Raw genomic sequence first — 17,965 nt, 5'->3', positions numbered from 1 at the left:
GGATGTCCGATTATTTGAGAGGGTTGTGGCGCCTGCCGTCGGGAGTTCGCCGGTTCCTAATGACCGAGTCGTTATACGGAATTGGAATCGGACTGTATTCTCTCGTGCTTAATTTGCATTTATTGTCCAAAGGGTTGAGAGAAGACCAGGTGGGCGCCTTGGTATCGGTAGGCATCTTAATTATGGGGATACTCGCGATCCCCGTATCCTTGCTCGCCAACCGGTATGGCCGCAAAAAGCTGCTCGTTGCCGGCATCTTGTTTATTGCGGCGGGCAACGTTTTGTACGCGTTCACGGGCGAACTTGCTTTTTTCTACTTGGCTCAGGTCCTTGTCTCGATTGGATTAACGCTGGTCGAAACGACAGAGGTACAGCTTCTGTTCAACTATTGTTCCTCGCGAAGGGATGAGATGCGCGCCTTCTCGCTTATGTTTGCGGTATTTACGGCCTTCACGGGAGCGGGGACGTTAATCGCCGGTTATTTGCCAAGCGGAGCGGACAGCGGGGAAGGCTACCGAATGGCGCTCTTACTCGCTGGTCTTGTGTTTGTCATTCATGGCGTTGTACGCGGCTTCTTGCTGCCTGCCGAGAGCGGGGCTGCTCCGAAAGGGAGAAATCAAGAAGCCGTACGAAACCTGACCGATTGGAAAAAGAAGCTGCCAAGCTCGAAGTTGTGGCTGTTCGCCGTGTTTCTGGCTTTGCTCGGCGGCGCGCTGGCTATTACGGGGTCTTTCCTCAACGTCATCGTGAAGTTCCGGCTCGATTGGATGGACGATAACGTATCGCTGCTGCTGGCTGTAGCCGGAGTAGTCCTGTTCATCAGCTCGCTGTTGACTCCTTACATGATGGAACGATTCGGGAATAACGCGGCAATTATTGCGGTGTTTCTAATCAATATCGTCATCTTTGTCGCTCTCTATTGGCTAATGCCGGTATGGCTGTTCATGATGTTGTTCCTTATTCGCGGGGGCGGAGTAACGATGCTCTCCAATCTGGTCGACAGCCAGTTAATGTCCGCGCTTAAGGAAAGCGAACGGAACCTCTTCGCCGGTATGCGCTCCGTATTCCGCAGCATTGGTTCTTCCATTACGGCCTATTTCGCGGGCCTGATCTTGGCCGGCGCAGACTATCAGATGCCTTTTCTATTGACGGCCGCGCTTTTGGGGGCAGGGTTAATCTGTTACATGAAGTGGATCCGTCCGATCCTTCATTAATCTTTATTGAAGAAAAAACCTTTGGCTACCAAAGGTTTTTTCTTTTTGTGCCGATTAATAGAGTAGAGATATAATTGATAGCAATTCATGTTAATCGTAAGAATCTCATCATTTCACAATGAATGGAAAGAGGCCGTCATGAAAAACTTATCGCGAAAATGGATATTTTTAGTAATACTTGCTTTAGTTGTTCAAATGACTCTTGGTAATGGCATGACATCCGCCGTCTATGCAGCTTCAAATCCTGTCATTACGACGGATGCCGGATCAGCATCATTCGTGGCTGGAGACAACACAACTTCGACACCCGTATTGGTCGATTCCGGTATAACGGTTACTAACGGGAGCGGGTTCACGCTAACAAGTGTATCGGTAACGATTACCGGTAACTTGCAACCTGGAGATATCCTATTGTTTATCGCCCAAAATGGTATTAGTGCTTCTTATTATTCCGCTACAGGTGCGCTGACGCTTACCAGTGGCGGGGCAACCTTAGCCGATTGGCAAAACGCCTTGCGATCGATTACGTTCACCAGTTGGGCCGTAACGCCAAACACGGCAACGCGTACGATTAGCTTCATTGGCATTGATAATTTAGGGAATTCGAGCGTTGCGGCAACAAGAACCGTTACGGTGACGGATACAGACCAGACGCCTATTGTGACGACAACCGGCGGGATAGCCTCTTACACTTCTGGAGCGTCTGCCGTTACGATCGATTCTGGCGTGACGGTATCTGATCTAGACAATGTGACTCAGGCTAGTGCAACAGTAAGTATCGGAGCCGGTTTTCAAACTGGAGATGCGTTGAGTTACACCAATACAGATACTAACATATTTGGCAATATTGTAGGCAGTTATAATTCAGGCACGGGTGTGCTGACGCTCACTTCTGCCGGAGCAACCGCGACTTTGGCACAATGGCAAAATGCTTTGAGAGGAATTCATTTCTCGACGGGGAGCATCGCTATTCCAGGTAATCGCATAATCAATTTTACGATAAATGACGGGACGAAAATCAGCGCTGCTGCTACCAAATCAGTAAATGTGTTCACAGGACTCATCCTTACTGCGAGCGGAGGGTCGGCTTCATTCGTAGCTGGGGATAACTCAGCATCCACACCAGTCGTTATCGACTCAGGCATGACGGTAACCAATGGTGCCAGCGCAACACTTGCAAGCACCACAGTGGCAATCACGGGCAATTTCCATGCTGGAGAAGATGTATTGCAATTCACAAACGACGGAGTAACCATGGGCAACATCACAGCCAGTTATGATGCGTCGACAGGCGTGTTGACGTTGTCATCAGCTGGGGCATCTGCCACCTTGGCACAGTGGCAAAGCGCTTTAAGATCAGTGAGTTACACGGACACAGCCATAACGCCAAATACGGCAACGCGTACGATCAGCTTTACCGCTATTGACGGAGGTGGAGTTACCAGTAACGCGGCAACAAGATCCGTTACGGTAACCGAGACAGACCAGACGCCTATCGTGACGACGACAGGAGGGACCGTCTCTTACCAGTCCGGCTCATCTGCCGTTAAGATTGATCCAGGCGTGACAGTCTCCGATTTGGATAACGGAACGCTTCAAAGTGCAACCATCTCCATTACGAACGGTTTTAATAATAGAGATGTGTTATCGTTTTACCTTCTAAGCGGGTTTAGCGGAGTTTATAATGCTTCCACAGGCGTTCTTACGATCTATGCTTCCGGTGGAGCTAGTTTGTCCCAGTGGCAAAGTACATTGAGTTCGGTTCAATTCAGCACGTCGGCTACCCAGTCAGGTAACCGTACCATCATCTTTACCGTTTACGATGGCATAAAAACCAGCGCCGCTTCTACTAGTATGGTAAATGTAAGCGGATCTCCGAGTTTGGCCGCCAGCGGAGGGTCGGCTTCATTCGTAGCTGGGGATAACTCAGCATCCACACCAGTCGTTATCGACTCAGGCATGACGGTAACCAATGGTGCCAGCGCAACGCTTGCAAGCACAACAGTGGCAATCACGGGCAATTTCCATGCTGGAGAAGATGTATTGCAATTCACCAACGACGGAGTAACCATGGGCAACATCGCAGCCAGTTATGATGCGTCGACAGGCGTGTTGGCGTTGTCATCAGCTGGGGCATCTGCTACCTTGGCAGAGTGGCAAAGCGCTTTAAGATCGGTAACTTATACGGATACGGCTATAACACCTGACACGGCAACGCGAACCGTTAGTTTTACCGCGATTGACGACAATGGTGTTACCAGCAACACGGCAACAAGAACGGTTACGGTAACCGCGATAGACCAGACGCCTATCGTGACGACAACTAGCGGTACGACCGGCTTCAGATCCGGCGATACAGCAACTTCGATCCCGGTGGCAATAGACAACGGGCTGACGATAAGCGATTTGGACAATGGAACTCTCGTAAGCGCAACGGCATCCCTGACGGGCAACTTTCACGCGGGTGAAGACGAGCTCTCGTTCATTAATGATGGAGCGACCATGGGCAATATTACAGCCAGTTATAATACATCAACGGGTGTATTGACGCTAACCTCATCAGGCGCTTCGGCTACTTTGGCGCAATGGCAAAGCGCAATGCGTGCGATTTCTTATACCAATACAGCCGTTAGCCCGAATACGGCAACGCGTACGGTTAGCTTCACTATTAACGACGGTACCAAGAGCAGTAGCAGCGAGGCAAAAGGAATTACCTTAACCGCTTTAAGCAGCTTAAGCGCCAATCCAACGTCGGTAAGTGTGTCGGTTGGGCAAACGGCTACCGCTGTAATTACGGCACAATATTCCGATCAGTCCACGGCGGATGTAACCTCATCGGTGTCTTGGACCGTTCAGAATCCTGCCATCGCGAGCGTTACAGGTTCGACGATTACGGGCAAACAGGCAGGAAGCACGGTTATAAAGGGGACCTATGGGACTCAATCGGTGGATATAACCGTGACGGTAACCGCGAATAGCAGTTCGGTGCCCGTAACGACTCCCGCCAAGAAGTTATTTTACGATTTCGTAGATTCTGATCGAATTGCAGCGTTCATTCGAGATGCTTTAAATGCCGGAGGTGGTTCCAACACGTTCCGGGATGCGGCGAACCATTGGGCTTCCAAAGATATCTCATTGGCAGCTCGAATTGGCATCATCCATGGCTACACGGACGGCAGCTTTAGACCGGACGAGACCATTACGAGAGCGGAGTTCAGCACCATAATCGCCAAGGCATTTGCCTTAAGATTAGGAAATGATAAGCAATCGTTTGGCGATACGCAGAATTCCTGGGCAAGGGAGTCCATTGAGATTCTCGCTTCCAATGGAGTTATTAACGGTTACCCGAAAGGCATGTTCTCGCCGGATAATAAGATTACCCGTGCCGAGATGGTTGGCATAATCTCAAAATTGTTTATTTTACAAGAAAGCAAGTCTGGCACTGGGCATACCTTCTTGGATGTTGATGCTCAGCATTGGGCCAGCACAATCATTGAAGAAGCAGCCGATGCCGGAATTATCGAGGGCAAAAGTTCAAACGAATTTAAGCCAAACGATAATCTTACGAGAGCAGAAGCCTTAACCGCGATATTGCGCGTATTGAGATTAGATCCGGCCATTAACAATTTGCTAGGGTAAATAAATAACAAGCAAGATAGGCAGTTCTTCAGACAGACGATCTGAAGAACTGCTTTTTTTATGTCGCTTGTAAAATTTATGTATGCTAATCTCATAGAAGGATTTTAAATGAAGTTATTGATTACCAGGGGGAAGACGATGCAGAGAAAGTGGTTTTACCGTCTATTGTTGTCCTACATGCCCGTATTTGTTTTTGTTGTCCTGCTGCTGTGCATGGCGTTCTATTATCGTTGGAGCGAGGAGACGAAGGAGCGGATTCAGAATACAAACGACGTGTTTGCCGAGCATGTGATGAACGTGATGGATTCCTCGTTCCTAACGATCGAGAATTATATTGTTCAGCAACTGCTCACGGACGAGACGATTAAAAATTACTACAATACGGAAGGGCTAACAGAGCCTTTCATTGCGTATCAGATTACGCAGAGGCTTAATGAATTGAAGACGTTGTTTCCTTTTGCCGGGGATGTCTATCTCTACAAACCGTCTATTCAAGAAGTGATTACGGACAACGCCATGTTCAAGCTGGACCAGTTTGCGGACCGTTCTTTTGTGGAAGCCGCGTTCAAGGACGGGCTAGGGAGCAAATGGACCTCAGAGCGCAATTACAATCAATTCATCGGCGAAGCACGGCCGGTTCAAGTCGTGTCATTAGCGAAGCTGTTTCCCATTACTTCGGCCATTCCGAATGGCGTGGTTGTTATTAATATACAAGTAGGTTCCGTGCAAAGCATGCTGCAATCCATCAAAGCGAGCGCTACCGATTCCATTTCATTGATTGGGACTGACGGACAATCGTTTTTCGACGAACCTTCGCGGGCGAATTCGGGACAATCAAGCGAATGGGGGAAGAGCAGCGTAATTTCTCCCTATACGGGCTGGAAGTTAGAAGTGAAGGTGCCGCCATTCGAACGGGCAAGCGTTATGGCCTCCTTCCTGGAAGCATGGATGCTGCCGGCGTTAGGACTCATGCTGCTTGGTTTATTGTTTCTGACTTATATGACTCATCGAAACTACAAGCCAATTGAAGAGATTATGATTCGGATTGACCGCTATACGCTGAAACGAAGCTTGTCTATCGGGAAGAAAACGGCGCATGACGAGTTTCATTTTATATCCTCGGCGCTAGATAATCTGGTAGAGAACTCCCATCAATACGAGAAAAGGTATCTTGAGGATTTATCGATCCGCAAGAAGTATTGGTTCTATGAATTGCTTGACGGCCAATTTTCCTTAAGTCCGGATGAATGGAGACAAGAGGCCGAGCAGCTTAAGCTGCCCGAGACGTTTGCGTCCGCGCTGGTCATGATTGTCGAGATGGATAACTATCAGGATTTCCGCAATACGTATTCCGTTCGCGATCAGCAGTTATTTAAATTTGTCATCCACGGCGTGATGCAGGAAATTGCCCAAGGCCAGCAAGTCACGATCTGGCTGGAATGGAAGGAAGCCGATCAACTGGTTGCTATTCTCTACGCCGATCCGGAGAAAGCGGCGGCTTCCATTGAATACATCGCGGAAGCGGTGAAGTCATGGGTGTCCTCCAATCTGCAATTTACGACATCTGTCTATGTTGGCACGGAAGCCCATGACGCGGAAGATATTGGCCACTCCTACCAGGATGCTCTCCGGGCTGGAGAGTACCGGACGATTCACGGCTACAATCATGTTTATTTTGCAAGAGAAGTGCAGCCAAGTGCCGGAAGCGACTTATATCTCCACCTGCAAGCGGCCAAGTCCTTGGCCAAAACCATTCGCGCAGCGGAGCCGTCATGGTTGACCGGACTTGAAGCGATGTTTGCCGAGATGCGGAGCGAGCAGCTTCAGCGGGACAAGGTGCTTGACGTGATGCAATGCCTTTTTAACGAGCTGGATAAAATGCTGCAGGAAATACCCGAGGACGCGGATGGACGCAATCTAGCGAAATTGTCATCCGCGGCGATGACCGATTTGACTACATTAGACCTGGTGGATGAGATGCAAAGCGCATTAACCCGTTGCCTTGCCGAATTGGTCGATTCGCTTGGGGCATGGCAGCAAACGCAGGATTACCATCATCTAATCGAAGAGGTAAAGACGTTCCTTCACGGGAACTTCGGTAATCCGGATCTCTCCTTGCAATATTTAAGCGATAGATTCGAGTTGTCTACCCGAATGCTCAGCCGCGTATTTAAGGCCGAGACGGGTGAACGGTTCGTCGATTATTTAATCCGTATCCGGCTGGATGAAGCGAAGCGGCTGCTGGTCGATACATCCGATTCCGTGCAGTCTATCGCGGAGCAAGCGGGGTACATGCAGGTCATTTCCTTTATACGCGCGTTTAAGAAGCGGGAAGAACTGACTCCCGGCGAATATCGCAAGCTGAATCAGCGCTCATGACCAAAAGGTTAATTGGCGAAAAAGGTTAATTCAATACGCAGCGAGCCGCCTTATACGGAGATAGGGCGGCTTTTGCGCATCGTAACCGAAATGTTTATCGCGGAAAAAAGGAAATTGAAGCCTATGCAAGCCTTCCCGTATAGTGAGAGTTGTTCAGGTCTTACCTGCAGGAGACGCTGACGCCTTATACGTTTACTATCAGGGAGGTGAGTCTGATCGGCAATTCGATTTGGAAGCGCAATCTATCCTTATACGTGATGTTTGCGCCAGTCATTGTGTTCTTCATAGCCTTTAAATATATGCCGATGGCCGGAAGCATCATGGCGTTCAAGCACTACAATTTCGGCGACGGCATCTGGCATAGCCCGTGGGTGGGCCTTGATAATTTTCGCGTTTTGTTCAGTACGCCTGCCACGATACAAATCATACGGAACACGCTTCTTCTCAGTCTTCTGTCCATTTTTATCGGGTTCCCGTTTCCGATCCTGCTCGCCATTATGCTGAATGAAGTCAAGGCGATGTGGTTCAAACGACTCGTGCAGACGCTTATTTTTCTGCCCCATTTCTTCTCGTGGATCATCGTAGCGGGAATTATCGTGACCGTGTTCTCCCAACAATCCGGCGTTGTTAACGAGCTGTGGAAATCTCTATTCGGGCATTCGTTCGCTTTTCTCTATCACGAGGGCTCCTGGCTTGCCATATTCGTAAGTTCGGGCATTTGGAAGGAAGCTGGCTTTAGCGCAATCGTCTATTTGGCGGCTCTTGGCAGCATCGACAGCAGTTTATATGAGGCTGCCGGCTTGGACGGGGCGAATAAGTGGAAGCAGATTTGGCATGTTACTTTGCCGGGGATAAGCTCCACCGTGGTATTAATGTTTATTTTATCGATGGGCCGGGTTATGGAAGTTGGCTTCGATCAAGTATTTATGCTTCAGAACTCGACGGTTTCCAATATCTCGGAAGTTATTTCGACTTACATTTATAAGATTGGCTTAATGGGCTCTCAATTTAGTCTAACGGCTGCGATCGGATTGTTTGAATCTATCGTTAGTTTAATTCTAGTCATCATCACTAACCGAATTGCGCGCAAATTCGGCAGCGGATTGTGGTAAGGGAGGAGAACAACATGCAATTATCGGCAGGCGAAAAAATAATGGTATCCGTCTTTTATGCGATACTCGTAGTTGCGGGACTCCTCTGCTTATTTCCGCTGATCCACATTGTTTCCTTATCGATTAGCGATACGCATGCGGTGGCGTCGGGGTGGGTAACGGTCTTTCCAATCGGCTTCTCGCTTCATTCGTACCAGCAGTTGTTTGAGGGAACGCCGATTCTGCGGTCCTTGTGGAATAGCGTTCAGATTACGGCGGTCGGGGTTGTCCTCAGCATGATTTTTACGATTCTGGCGGCATACCCGCTGACGCGAACTTACTTTTACGGCAGAAAACTGTATACGTTTGCAATCATATTTACTTTGCTATTTGGCGGAGGTCTAATTCCAACCTTTTTGACGATAAAAAGTTTTGGATTGCTGAATACCTACGGGGCGCTCTGGCTGCCGGGCTTGATCAGTACGTTTAATCTGCTTGTGCTTCGGTCCTTTATGGAGAATATTCCGACGGAACTAGACGATGCCGCCCGGATTGACGGCTGCGGAGACTGGCTGTACTTAGCGAAAATCGTATTGCCGCTCTCGATGCCCGTTCTTACGACGCTTGCGCTTTTCTACGGCGTTGGGTACTGGAATTCTTTCTTTAACGTGTTGATGTACATGAACGATACAACGAAATACAACCTTTCCGTTCTCGTTCAACAGATGATTCAGAGCCAGACGATGCTGGCCCAGATGAACAGTTCGGACAGTGCCGATCAAATTCTGCTGACTCCGGAAGAAATCAACTCGGCCGCAATTATGGTCATGGTGCTTCCGATTATGATCGTATATCCGTTTTTGCAAAAGCATTTCGTGAAGGGCGTTATGATTGGCGCCGTTAAAGGATAAGGAAAAAGACGAGAAGGGGATAAGGTCTATGAAAATTTGGCAAAGAAACACGCTGGCAGCTGCAGTGCTGCCGCTTGCATGCGGAGTTATGCTGGTCGCTTGCTCGAGCAATAGCGATTCGAAGGAGGAAGGGGCTGGCGGTTCAGCCGCCAAGCCTAATCTGTCGGTTACGATTTACGATCGCGGCAATATTCCTCAAGGGATGGGAACGATCGATAACAACCGTTGGACGAAATGGCTGAACGAGAATGGCCCGGTTAATGCGAAATACGTACCTATTCCTCGAGGAGAGTCCGTGCAGAAGCTTAATATATTGTTCTCTTCGGGCAACGCGCCTGACGTCATTGAAGAGTTCGATGCCAACTTCCGCGATCAGCTCTACCAACAGAAGCAGATTATTCCGGTAGACGACCTGATTGAGAAATACAGCACGACATATAAGGAACTGATGGCCAAATACCCGGAGCTCAAAAAAGCCAGCACGAAATCCGACGGCAAGCAATATGAATTCGGCCGCGTGCAGAAGCTCGCAGGCTTTCAAGCGTTGTTCATACGCGAAGATTGGCTGAAGAAGCTTGGCTTGCAGGAGCCGCAGACGGTAGAAGAATTGTTCAATGTTGCTAAAGCGTTTACCGAGAACGATCCTGACGGCAACGGCAAGAAGGATACTTACGGCATTGCGCTTAGCGGTGAAACCGGCGGAGCGATCTCAACGATGTTCCAGGACGTATCATGGGTATTGGAAGACGGCAAGCTCGTTCACGATTGGGACAGGGCGCAAGCTGCGGTAACGTTCAAGAAGCAGCTATATGATGCGGGCCTTGCAGACAAAGATTTCTTGTCGGACAAAAACGGCCAGAAGTCGTTGCAGGATTGGATTAACGGCAAGACGGGCATTTTTGTCGGACGAACGATTGACCCTTTGAATTTCAGCACCTATTATGAACCGCTTAAGAAGAATGTGCCTAGTGCCGAGGTGAAGGCGATCAAGCTGCCGGCATCCACTTACGGACGTTTCGCGGTTGGCGTGAATAATCCGGTTCAAATGACGACGGTCATCAACGCAAAAACAAAAGATCCGGAAGCGGCAATGAAATATATCGATTTTATGGCTTCGAAAACAACGGGGGAAATTCTGCGTTACGGCACGCCGGATGTTGATTCGGCCAAGAACGCAAACGGCTGTTATGTGCCGAAGGATCTGGAGCAGTTCAGCAAAGAAGTAACGTGGAATAACGACTTCCAGCTCCTGTTGCAGCAGATCGAGCTAGAGCCTTGCGCTAGCACGGCGAGCCAGTTGGATGCCAGCCAGCCGCTGCAAAAGGATTTCATCGAGCTGATTAAGGAAAACAACGGAAGCGAATTTGAGTCCTGACGTGCAATATGCGCCAATTACTTACAGCGAGCACATGCCTGCGCTGCCGGAGGATCTCAAGGTCGTTAATACGAACGTATCTAAAATCGTGGATTTCTATAACAAAGCGATCGTATCCGGTTCGTCTTATAGCGTGGATCAAGCTTTTGCCGACGCGAAGAGCTTGTGGCAGAAATCAGGCGGAGAGAAGCTTGAGGAGTTCTATGCGAAGTGGTATGACGAGAACAAAGATACGGCTTTCCTAGCGAAAGATATGTGGAAATTCATTCAGAAATAGGAGGGGTACAGATGAGATTTGCAGATACGACAGCCGGTGTTCCATACGCTAAAGACCCTGCCGTTGTCCGGTATAAAGGGAAGTATTGGATGTATTATTCCAGAGGGCCGTTTATGGACGGCCGCTGGGGAATTGGAATTGCCGAAAGCAGCGATTTGGAGCATTGGACGAAAGTCGGAGAAGTTCCAATCGAACAGGAATGCGAAGCGAAGGGGATTTGCGCGCCGGGAGCGATTGTGCTAGAGGGCCGTATTCATCTGTTTTATCAAACGTACGGCAACTTTCCGAAGGATGCGATTTGCCACGCCGTTTCGGAAGACGGGTTAACGTTTGCCAAAAATGCAACCAATCCGGTATTCGCGCCAACCGGAGATTGGAATAACGGACGCGCTATTGACGCTGATGTCATTGAGCATGATGGACGGCTATTGCTCTACTTCGCCACGCGTGATCCGCTGGGAGAAATTCAAATGCAAGGCGTGGCTGCTGCGCCAATCCATTCAGATTATGGAAGAGAAGACTGGACGCAAATTTGCGCCGAGTCGATCCTGCAACCGGAACTTGCCTGGGAAGGCAAGTGCATCGAAGCAGCCGCCATGCATAAGAGAGACGGCAAGCTGTACATGTTCTACGCCGGAGCTTACAACAACGAACCTCAGCAGATCGGCTGCGCGGTTAGCCGCGATGGCGTCCGCTGGGAGCGGCTATTTACGGAACCGCTGCTCCCTTGCGGCGAACCGGGAAGCTGGAATGCCAGCGAATCAGGGCATCCGTTCTTGTTTGAGGACGAAGATAAACGCACTTACCTGTTCTACCAAGGAAATAACGACCACGGAAAGACCTGGTATTTGTCCAAAGTGGAAATCGGTTGGCGGGACGATATTCCTTATGTAATGGAAGTGTAATAGGAGAGCCATCCCAAAGTCATTTTGATGACGATGGGATGGCTCTTTTTCATTTGTACGTATTTTCTTGTCGTTTACTATTTGACGTGAAAATTTCTTAATACTGCGCTAGCGACAAGAAAAACAAGTTAGGGTGAGAAAATAAATAAAGACAGACAGGCCTTTATTAGTGTCAGGATAATTTAAACAATATCTGTAACAATTGGTTACAATGTATCGTTAGTATTATTTAATTAGGAGGTGGTTTTTTTGTGAGATTGTTCCTGGTTCTAATCTCAGTAATGTTTTTAGTCGTAGGCTGCCAAAGTAAACAACAAATAAATAAAGAAAAGTTGGTAATTCTCAAACGTCTTGGAGTTGAAAACAAATATGTAAATTATAAAGAGATTACCGAGAAAGGTACAGTTTTAAAAATCAAAGCTTTGTTCAAAAAAGAGGGCTGAGAAAAGGCTAAGCTTAACATGGATAGACCTCCCGATTATAAGATTCATTTCGTACCTACTGACGGTAGTGAAGCTCTATCTGTTTGGTATGACCTTTGGTTTACGAATGGATTTGCAGAATTATATATCGAGGGACAAAATCAGCATAAAAAGCTTTCAGAAGCGGATTCTCTAATACTTCATGATGTAATTCAATAAACAGTAGATTAAGCTATCGAGAAGACGATAGTTCAAGGCAGCACGACGGCAGCTTATCTTATGATGAGCTGTCGTTTTCTTAACTTACGGTCAGATTAACGCAACAAACTCCACGGAAATACGTCTGTTTGGATAGACCGATACCCGCTCGAAGTAGACCTCCAAAGGCAATGTCGTAGAAAGGTGGTAAAGGCAATAGCAACCCTTATTGTTCCAATTGACTGGTTTAAAAAGCAAAATGGGAGGGTTAAATTCACACTTATAACCTTACTGTTAATAGCCGCCATTGTTTTCTTCGCAATAGCTTCATCATTAATACTGGCTGCGTTCCGACTTACTTATCGTCATTGGGTCATTTCGGTAGGCTTTTTCCTGTTGCTACTTTTGGTTGCTGCGTTTTCTTGTGGACTTATAGCTTGTCTACAAATGTACAAGAAAAGGTTCGCTGTGTTGATTCGTACTGTCGGGACGATAGTATTGTTGGCAGCAGTTGGCTTTGGAGGTTTTTGGGGGTGTTTCATTTCAATATTTTATACTGCCAGTATCGAGGAGCAGATGGTTGAGCGGGATGGCACAAAAATGCTTGCCGAAGTAAGTGCGTTTCTGGATGTAGATGTGTATTACTACGACTATAAAAACTGGTTTGTTCGAAGTGAAAAATACAGGATTCATGAGTGATACGGAAGCGGTGGATATAACCCACTTAAAAATGAATTAAAGCCAGAACCGATAACAGTAAAGTACTACGATAAAAATGGAAATCCCATAGGTGGGGCGGAACAGTAGATGAGGTAAATCCATTAATCTCCCTCAGAAGAACTTTGAATGAACGTATCATGAGGTTACTCTAGCGGCAATAACAGATGTACGATAGAGGAGGGTTAATCTGTTCCCCATAGAGGAGTTAATTCCAAAAGACAAATTTGACATGGAAGCAATAAATAAGTTAAAAATGATTGCACCCGGTAATTTTTCTCTTCAGCCAATAATAGAAAAACTGTTCGAATGGATTCAAGATTGTAACTGGCCGATTGCACAGGAGCTATGTACAATCCTTGCATTATTAAGACCAGAAGACATTATTCCACAAATAAGAATGGTATTAAATAGCGGTGATGATGGTTGGCAGTTTTCGTGTATATATTTTCTTATACCTAATTTACCGGATGAAGTTAAAAAAGAAATCGGACCAGATATATTAAGAGTATTTATGAGTCCAACTAAGAATGAAGAACTATGTGAGATAGATTTAGCAGCTAGAGAAATATATAAGAAGTACATCAAGAAGTTAAGCTAACAAGGAACGTTAGCTGAATAACGGCGGCCGGCTAAAGGAGAAAAAAATGTTAACACCACGACAATTAAAAGATATTGAACATTTGCAAAAAGAGTGCGAAGTTCATGATCGTTTACAACTGAAGCTTAACTGGGAAATGCTTAAAGAACGTGGATCGGATCAACTGGATTTTTTTCATTACGAAAATGATGAACTTGTAGCGTTTTTAGGTTTGTACGCATTTGGTTCTACAGTCGAAGTATGTGGCATGGTTAAACCAAATGAACGACGAAAGGGGCATTTCCATCGATTATACCGACTAGGGATGGAAAAGGTGAAACAAAACGGATATAAGAAAATCTTGTTGAACGCGCCTGCAGGATCCAATACGGCAAAAGCTTTTTTGAGTAAAAAAGGTGCTGAGTATGCATTCTCGGAGCATCAAATGGAGTGGCAAGAAACGCCTCTTGAAGAAACCGATGATATACTTCTGAGGCAAGCAACATTAGAAGATTACGAAATGCGCGTACGATTGTCCGTTACCGCGTTCGGAGTGGACGTAGAAGACGCGAGAGTGATGGAAAGCAAGGCCATGGGCGATAACACGGATATGTTCATGATTGTTGTGAACGAAGGAACGGTAGGGAAAATTAGAGTGAACCGGGAAGAGGGGCAAGCGTGGATTTATGGATTTGCCATTCTGCCAGAATACCAAGGCAAAGGAATAGGCAGAAAAGTGTTGCGCCGAGTCATTAATGAGCAAAGTTCGGCTGGATACTCATTACACTTAGAAGTCGAAACGAAAAACGATCATGCTCTAGGGTTATATGAATCAGTTGGATTCAAAGCAGTACATGCACAAGATTACTATACTTATCAACCAAGTTTCTTAAATTGAATCTTCGATTGCGTAAACGAGAACGATAGTGAAGAGCGATCCAGGAGCAGTTTGCCGCCGCGGCAGCTGCTCCTTTTGCCATTAAGCTATAGGGAGGTTAACTTGGTGGGCATATCGTCATTATTGGTATATTATGTTACAGTTAGAGGAAATCGGAGCATAAAGTAACCCATGTTTGAAGCAAAATTTAAGATTCTAATAAAAGGGTGAAAGTATTGCTTAAATGGATAAAAATATTGTGGATATTGTCAGCTTTATTTAATCTATCTGGAGTTATTTGGCTCATTATTGGATCAACAGCCAACTTTCAACGTGGGATTGATCTAATTACAACAGTAACTATGATAGGTCTTGGAATACCTTCCTTGTTACTAATTGTTTTGTCAGTCATTTTACTTTTTAGAAGGTGGTCTCCCCAAAGAGGTGGAGTTTTAGGGATTTTTGCTTTAATTGTCAGCATGCTTTTGTTAACTCCTCCATTATATAAGAGTGTTAATACGAGCGGCTGGTTAACAGAGAGAGTTATGACAGATACAATACAAATGACAACAGACGGTCGTTATGAATACAACATTGAAGTAATCAATATATTTCAAAGAAACAGCTATGCTCGTCTATATCTAAAAAACGTTTCTACGTCAGAAGAAAATCTAATCCGTTTAACACTGCCAATTTATGCGATCCATGGGATAGGGGTACAGGAAGTTAACTATTGGGTAAAACTGGAGCCGACTTCGGAAGCAGAGACATACATTTTACACACGACAAAGGATTTCCCTTTATCAGGTGAACGGTTTGAAGTAGACGTAATTAATGGTGAGGCAATAAAAATTGAATAATACACATTTTCAAATTGAACAGTTAAATCGACCCATTAAGTTCCCTCGAAATGATTCACCCATATTGTTCCATCATGCGCACGTCTCTACTTCGCCCTAGTGATTCTCGTTCCCATGTATGTCTCAACTTTCATCTTCTTCAGGTTCTTTTCCTCTACATTGTAACGATGTGACGCTCGAATCTCCGTATTGGTCATGAGCATACTCATTGTCATGAGATAAAGAAAATGACGTAAGCGTGGCCGGCCTCGCTTGCTAAGTACCATCTTTCCTCGCCATTTGCCAGAGCAATCCCGCGAAAGCTGACAGCGCGAGCCACGTGAGTTTCTAGAACGATGTCTACGCCACATGATAGAGCGACCTCCTGATGGGCTTTTTGAGGCAATTGACCTCGTGCGTAACCCCATCGTACCGAGGCGCTCGTTTTTGTTCAAACTCCAAATTATTCGTTTTACAGGAATTCTAACGAGGAGACGATAGTTCAAGGCAACTGGCGATAATATTGCAGGCGTAAATATTAAACTTAAGGACTGAAAGATACGATATATTGATGTTTAAGTTATTGGCGGAGAACTTTAGTTTAACCAATAAAGCTGCGGCGGATCGTAGGATCTACTGCAGCTTTTATTGAAGTAAAGGGCAGTTTAACGTCAGAATTTCGTCACTTTATAATTCGGAAATATAAATTATAATTACTTCAGAACTTAGCTGAAGTGGAGGATACATAATGAGTAAAAGTGTCCACGAGAACACAGGCTTAGGATTTATATTGAAAGAAACACTGCAATGGTCAAATGAAACGTCGATCAATTACCCGCAAGTTATCGCAGGGTTTATCGGAATGGCAAGCTGTATTTCTCTAGGATTCTATTTGAATAATTTAATGTTCGGATTATTATCTACTTTTGGTGTAATGATTACAAGTGATACTTCGTCTGATGGAACAATCAAGCAACATACAATTGAACAGTTTCGAACAATGGCGATAGGGACAGTTGCAATGATTATCGGTATAATTATAGCAGGGCACGGCTGGATGACAGGTGGTTTGATTGTAACGATTTCGACATTGGCAGCGCTTCTGGGAGGATTCAGCAGAACTTTTGCAATAGCCAGCGTACAATTTGTGATACTTTCCATTATTGGATCTAGCATGGGCGATGGAGGATTACATCAGGACATGTTCAAAATATCTGCTTCTTTTGTAACAGGTTCTTTATTAGGAATAATCGTATCTGTCATTACTGGATACCTAATGCAGAAACTATGGGACGACAAAGTTTCAGTTCAACAAACCGCTAAGATTTCATATAGGCAACGATTTACAACGTGGAGGAATAAGTTAACTCATTTCACAGGCTGGAAATACACAGTTCGAGTCGCATTATGTATGATAGCGGCACAATTAATAGGATTTGTTTTCCATCTCGAACGTTCCTATTGGATCGGCTTAACAGTGGCCATTGTCCTCAAACGTGATTTAGCCTATTCACAAAGACGTATTTTTCAAAGAGGCATAGGTACAGCGGTAGGTGTACTACTCGGAAGTTGTTTGTTGCTTTGGTCTCTGCCGCAATGGGATAGTGTAGTTATTATTGGATTACTTGGTGCACTTCGCCCCATTTTTAAAAATCGAAGTTATGCGATCTATGCCATGCTTATGACACCGTTAATGTTAATGATGTTCAGCACCGGAAGTCCAGTGACAGCACATTTGTTAGAATATCGATTACTCGATACAATGATTGGCTGCGTACTTGCTTATGTTCTTGGTTTTTATATATGGAAAAACGCCTCTCAAGGAAACTTTGTTGGGAAAACATAAATATTACACAAGTCGTTTTTCAGCTAACGAAGAACGATAGTTCAATATTAGAGGTGTATTATGGAGAGATCTGATTGGATTCCACTTCGAAACATAAATGATGATAAAAAGATCTGGGCGGGGACAAAAGTTAGGCTTTATAATGTTGGTTTGAATGTTATTGATAAGGCGGATGACTATTACGATTATCTGGTATCATTTATCTATGATAACGTAGAGTATCTTCAACTAACCAACCTCTCGCAAGGCGAGGCAGGAAATATTATTTGTGTGATAAAGAAAGATACACCAAATCATTATGCACTGGGTAAAACACTTAAAGAAATGATGGGACTTGAATATACGTTTGTCCTTTTTGGTAGCTAAGTTAGCTGAACTAACGAGGGAACGATAGTTGAAAAACCAAACGAATAAAGCTGCCGGAGTGCAATCGGCAGCTTTATTACGTTAACGGGCAGCATAGTTCCAATATGTGGTATTATTGATTTTAGTGAAAAGCCATGATTATTATATTCATTTTGAGAACTGTCGAATATCCACGTAGGAGGGAAACACTCAATTGGTTTACATTCAATTTCTTATCATTTTCTCTGTTGGATTATTAATGACCATAAAACCTGATGTCATTTGGACAATAAAAGAGAGTTGGAAGTCAAATGGGACTGACCCCCATTTGTGAGACAGGGATCAAAACA

At 45.6% G+C, this 17,965-nt stretch carries 17 protein-coding genes; 16 read left to right on the top strand and 1 reads right to left on the bottom strand.

What is annotated here, in order from left to right; genetic code table 11:
- The first annotated feature begins 2 nt into the window (after positions 1-2).
- From QQK89_RS06120 to QQK89_RS06060, 13 genes are all read left to right on the top strand, one after another.
- The gene (locus tag QQK89_RS06120; protein WP_284237608.1) at positions 3-1,214 is read left to right on the top strand and encodes an MFS transporter; all 1,212 of its coding nucleotides are present in this window, start codon (positions 3-5) and stop codon (positions 1,212-1,214) included.
- A gap of 138 nt (positions 1,215-1,352) precedes the next feature.
- Positions 1,353-4,853: an S-layer homology domain-containing protein gene (locus tag QQK89_RS06115; protein ID WP_284237607.1), complete on the top strand. Its 3,501-nt coding sequence runs from the start codon at positions 1,353-1,355 to the stop codon at positions 4,851-4,853.
- Positions 4,854-4,961: 108 nt separating this feature from the next.
- The gene (locus QQK89_RS06110; protein WP_284237606.1) at positions 4,962-7,232 is read left to right on the top strand and encodes a helix-turn-helix domain-containing protein; all 2,271 of its coding nucleotides are present in this window, start codon (positions 4,962-4,964) and stop codon (positions 7,230-7,232) included.
- Between the two features lie 257 nt (positions 7,233-7,489).
- Positions 7,490-8,344: an ABC transporter permease gene (locus tag QQK89_RS06105; protein ID WP_284237884.1), complete on the top strand. Its 855-nt coding sequence runs from the start codon at positions 7,490-7,492 to the stop codon at positions 8,342-8,344.
- Positions 8,345-8,358: 14 nt separating this feature from the next.
- Positions 8,359-9,234, top strand: coding sequence for a carbohydrate ABC transporter permease (locus QQK89_RS06100; protein WP_284237605.1), 876 nt, complete (start codon positions 8,359-8,361; stop codon positions 9,232-9,234).
- A gap of 28 nt (positions 9,235-9,262) precedes the next feature.
- Positions 9,263-10,609 (top strand): extracellular solute-binding protein, encoded by a 1,347-nt coding sequence (locus QQK89_RS06095; RefSeq protein ID WP_284237604.1) that lies wholly within the window; start codon positions 9,263-9,265, stop codon positions 10,607-10,609.
- The gene (locus QQK89_RS06090; protein ID WP_284237603.1) at positions 10,599-10,886 is read left to right on the top strand and encodes a hypothetical protein; all 288 of its coding nucleotides are present in this window, start codon (positions 10,599-10,601) and stop codon (positions 10,884-10,886) included. The genes QQK89_RS06095 and QQK89_RS06090 overlap by 11 nt, the downstream gene beginning before the upstream one ends.
- An 11-nt stretch (positions 10,887-10,897) precedes the next feature.
- The gene (locus QQK89_RS06085; RefSeq protein WP_284237602.1) at positions 10,898-11,791 is read left to right on the top strand and encodes a family 43 glycosylhydrolase; all 894 of its coding nucleotides are present in this window, start codon (positions 10,898-10,900) and stop codon (positions 11,789-11,791) included.
- 251 nt (positions 11,792-12,042) lie between these two features.
- On the top strand, positions 12,043-12,234 hold the full coding sequence (locus QQK89_RS06080) for a hypothetical protein (RefSeq protein ID WP_284237601.1): 192 nt from the start codon (positions 12,043-12,045) through the stop codon (positions 12,232-12,234).
- A 381-nt stretch (positions 12,235-12,615) separates the two neighbouring features.
- A complete protein-coding gene (locus QQK89_RS06075; RefSeq protein WP_284237600.1) occupies positions 12,616-13,110 on the top strand; it encodes a hypothetical protein in 495 nt (164 codons plus the stop codon).
- A gap of 208 nt (positions 13,111-13,318) precedes the next feature.
- A complete protein-coding gene (locus QQK89_RS06070) occupies positions 13,319-13,729 on the top strand; it encodes a DUF5071 domain-containing protein (protein ID WP_349816719.1) in 411 nt (136 codons plus the stop codon).
- 46 nt (positions 13,730-13,775) lie between these two features.
- A complete protein-coding gene (locus tag QQK89_RS06065; protein WP_284237599.1) occupies positions 13,776-14,606 on the top strand; it encodes a GNAT family N-acetyltransferase in 831 nt (276 codons plus the stop codon).
- A gap of 215 nt (positions 14,607-14,821) precedes the next feature.
- On the top strand, positions 14,822-15,445 hold the full coding sequence (locus QQK89_RS06060; RefSeq protein ID WP_284237598.1) for a hypothetical protein: 624 nt from the start codon (positions 14,822-14,824) through the stop codon (positions 15,443-15,445).
- A gap of 86 nt (positions 15,446-15,531) precedes the next feature.
- Here the strand turns inward: QQK89_RS06060 and QQK89_RS29630 are convergent, their stop codons facing one another.
- On the bottom strand, positions 15,532-15,795 hold the full coding sequence (locus tag QQK89_RS29630) for a transposase (protein ID WP_349816715.1): 264 nt from the start codon (positions 15,793-15,795) through the stop codon (positions 15,532-15,534).
- A 377-nt stretch (positions 15,796-16,172) separates the two neighbouring features.
- Between QQK89_RS29630 and QQK89_RS06050 the strand changes: the two genes are divergently transcribed.
- The 3 genes from QQK89_RS06050 (at position 16,173) to QQK89_RS29625 (ending at position 17,949) form a co-directional block, all read left to right on the top strand.
- Positions 16,173-17,270 carry an FUSC family protein gene (locus QQK89_RS06050; protein WP_284237597.1) on the top strand — a complete coding sequence of 366 codons (1,098 nt, stop codon included), beginning with the start codon at positions 16,173-16,175 and terminating at the stop codon, positions 17,268-17,270.
- Between the two features lie 60 nt (positions 17,271-17,330).
- Positions 17,331-17,636 carry a hypothetical protein gene (locus QQK89_RS06045; RefSeq protein ID WP_284237596.1) on the top strand — a complete coding sequence of 102 codons (306 nt, stop codon included), beginning with the start codon at positions 17,331-17,333 and terminating at the stop codon, positions 17,634-17,636.
- 193 nt (positions 17,637-17,829) lie between these two features.
- On the top strand, positions 17,830-17,949 hold the full coding sequence (locus QQK89_RS29625; protein WP_349816714.1) for a DUF6199 family natural product biosynthesis protein: 120 nt from the start codon (positions 17,830-17,832) through the stop codon (positions 17,947-17,949).
- Positions 17,950-17,965 lie beyond the last annotated feature (16 nt).

The organism is Paenibacillus glycanilyticus (genome assembly GCF_030161375.1).
GTDB classification, from domain to species: domain Bacteria; phylum Bacillota; class Bacilli; order Paenibacillales; family Paenibacillaceae; genus Pristimantibacillus; species Pristimantibacillus glycanilyticus_B.
The sequence above is the reverse complement of the archived record's forward strand: the minus strand, read 5'-3'. Positions and strand labels throughout refer to the sequence as shown.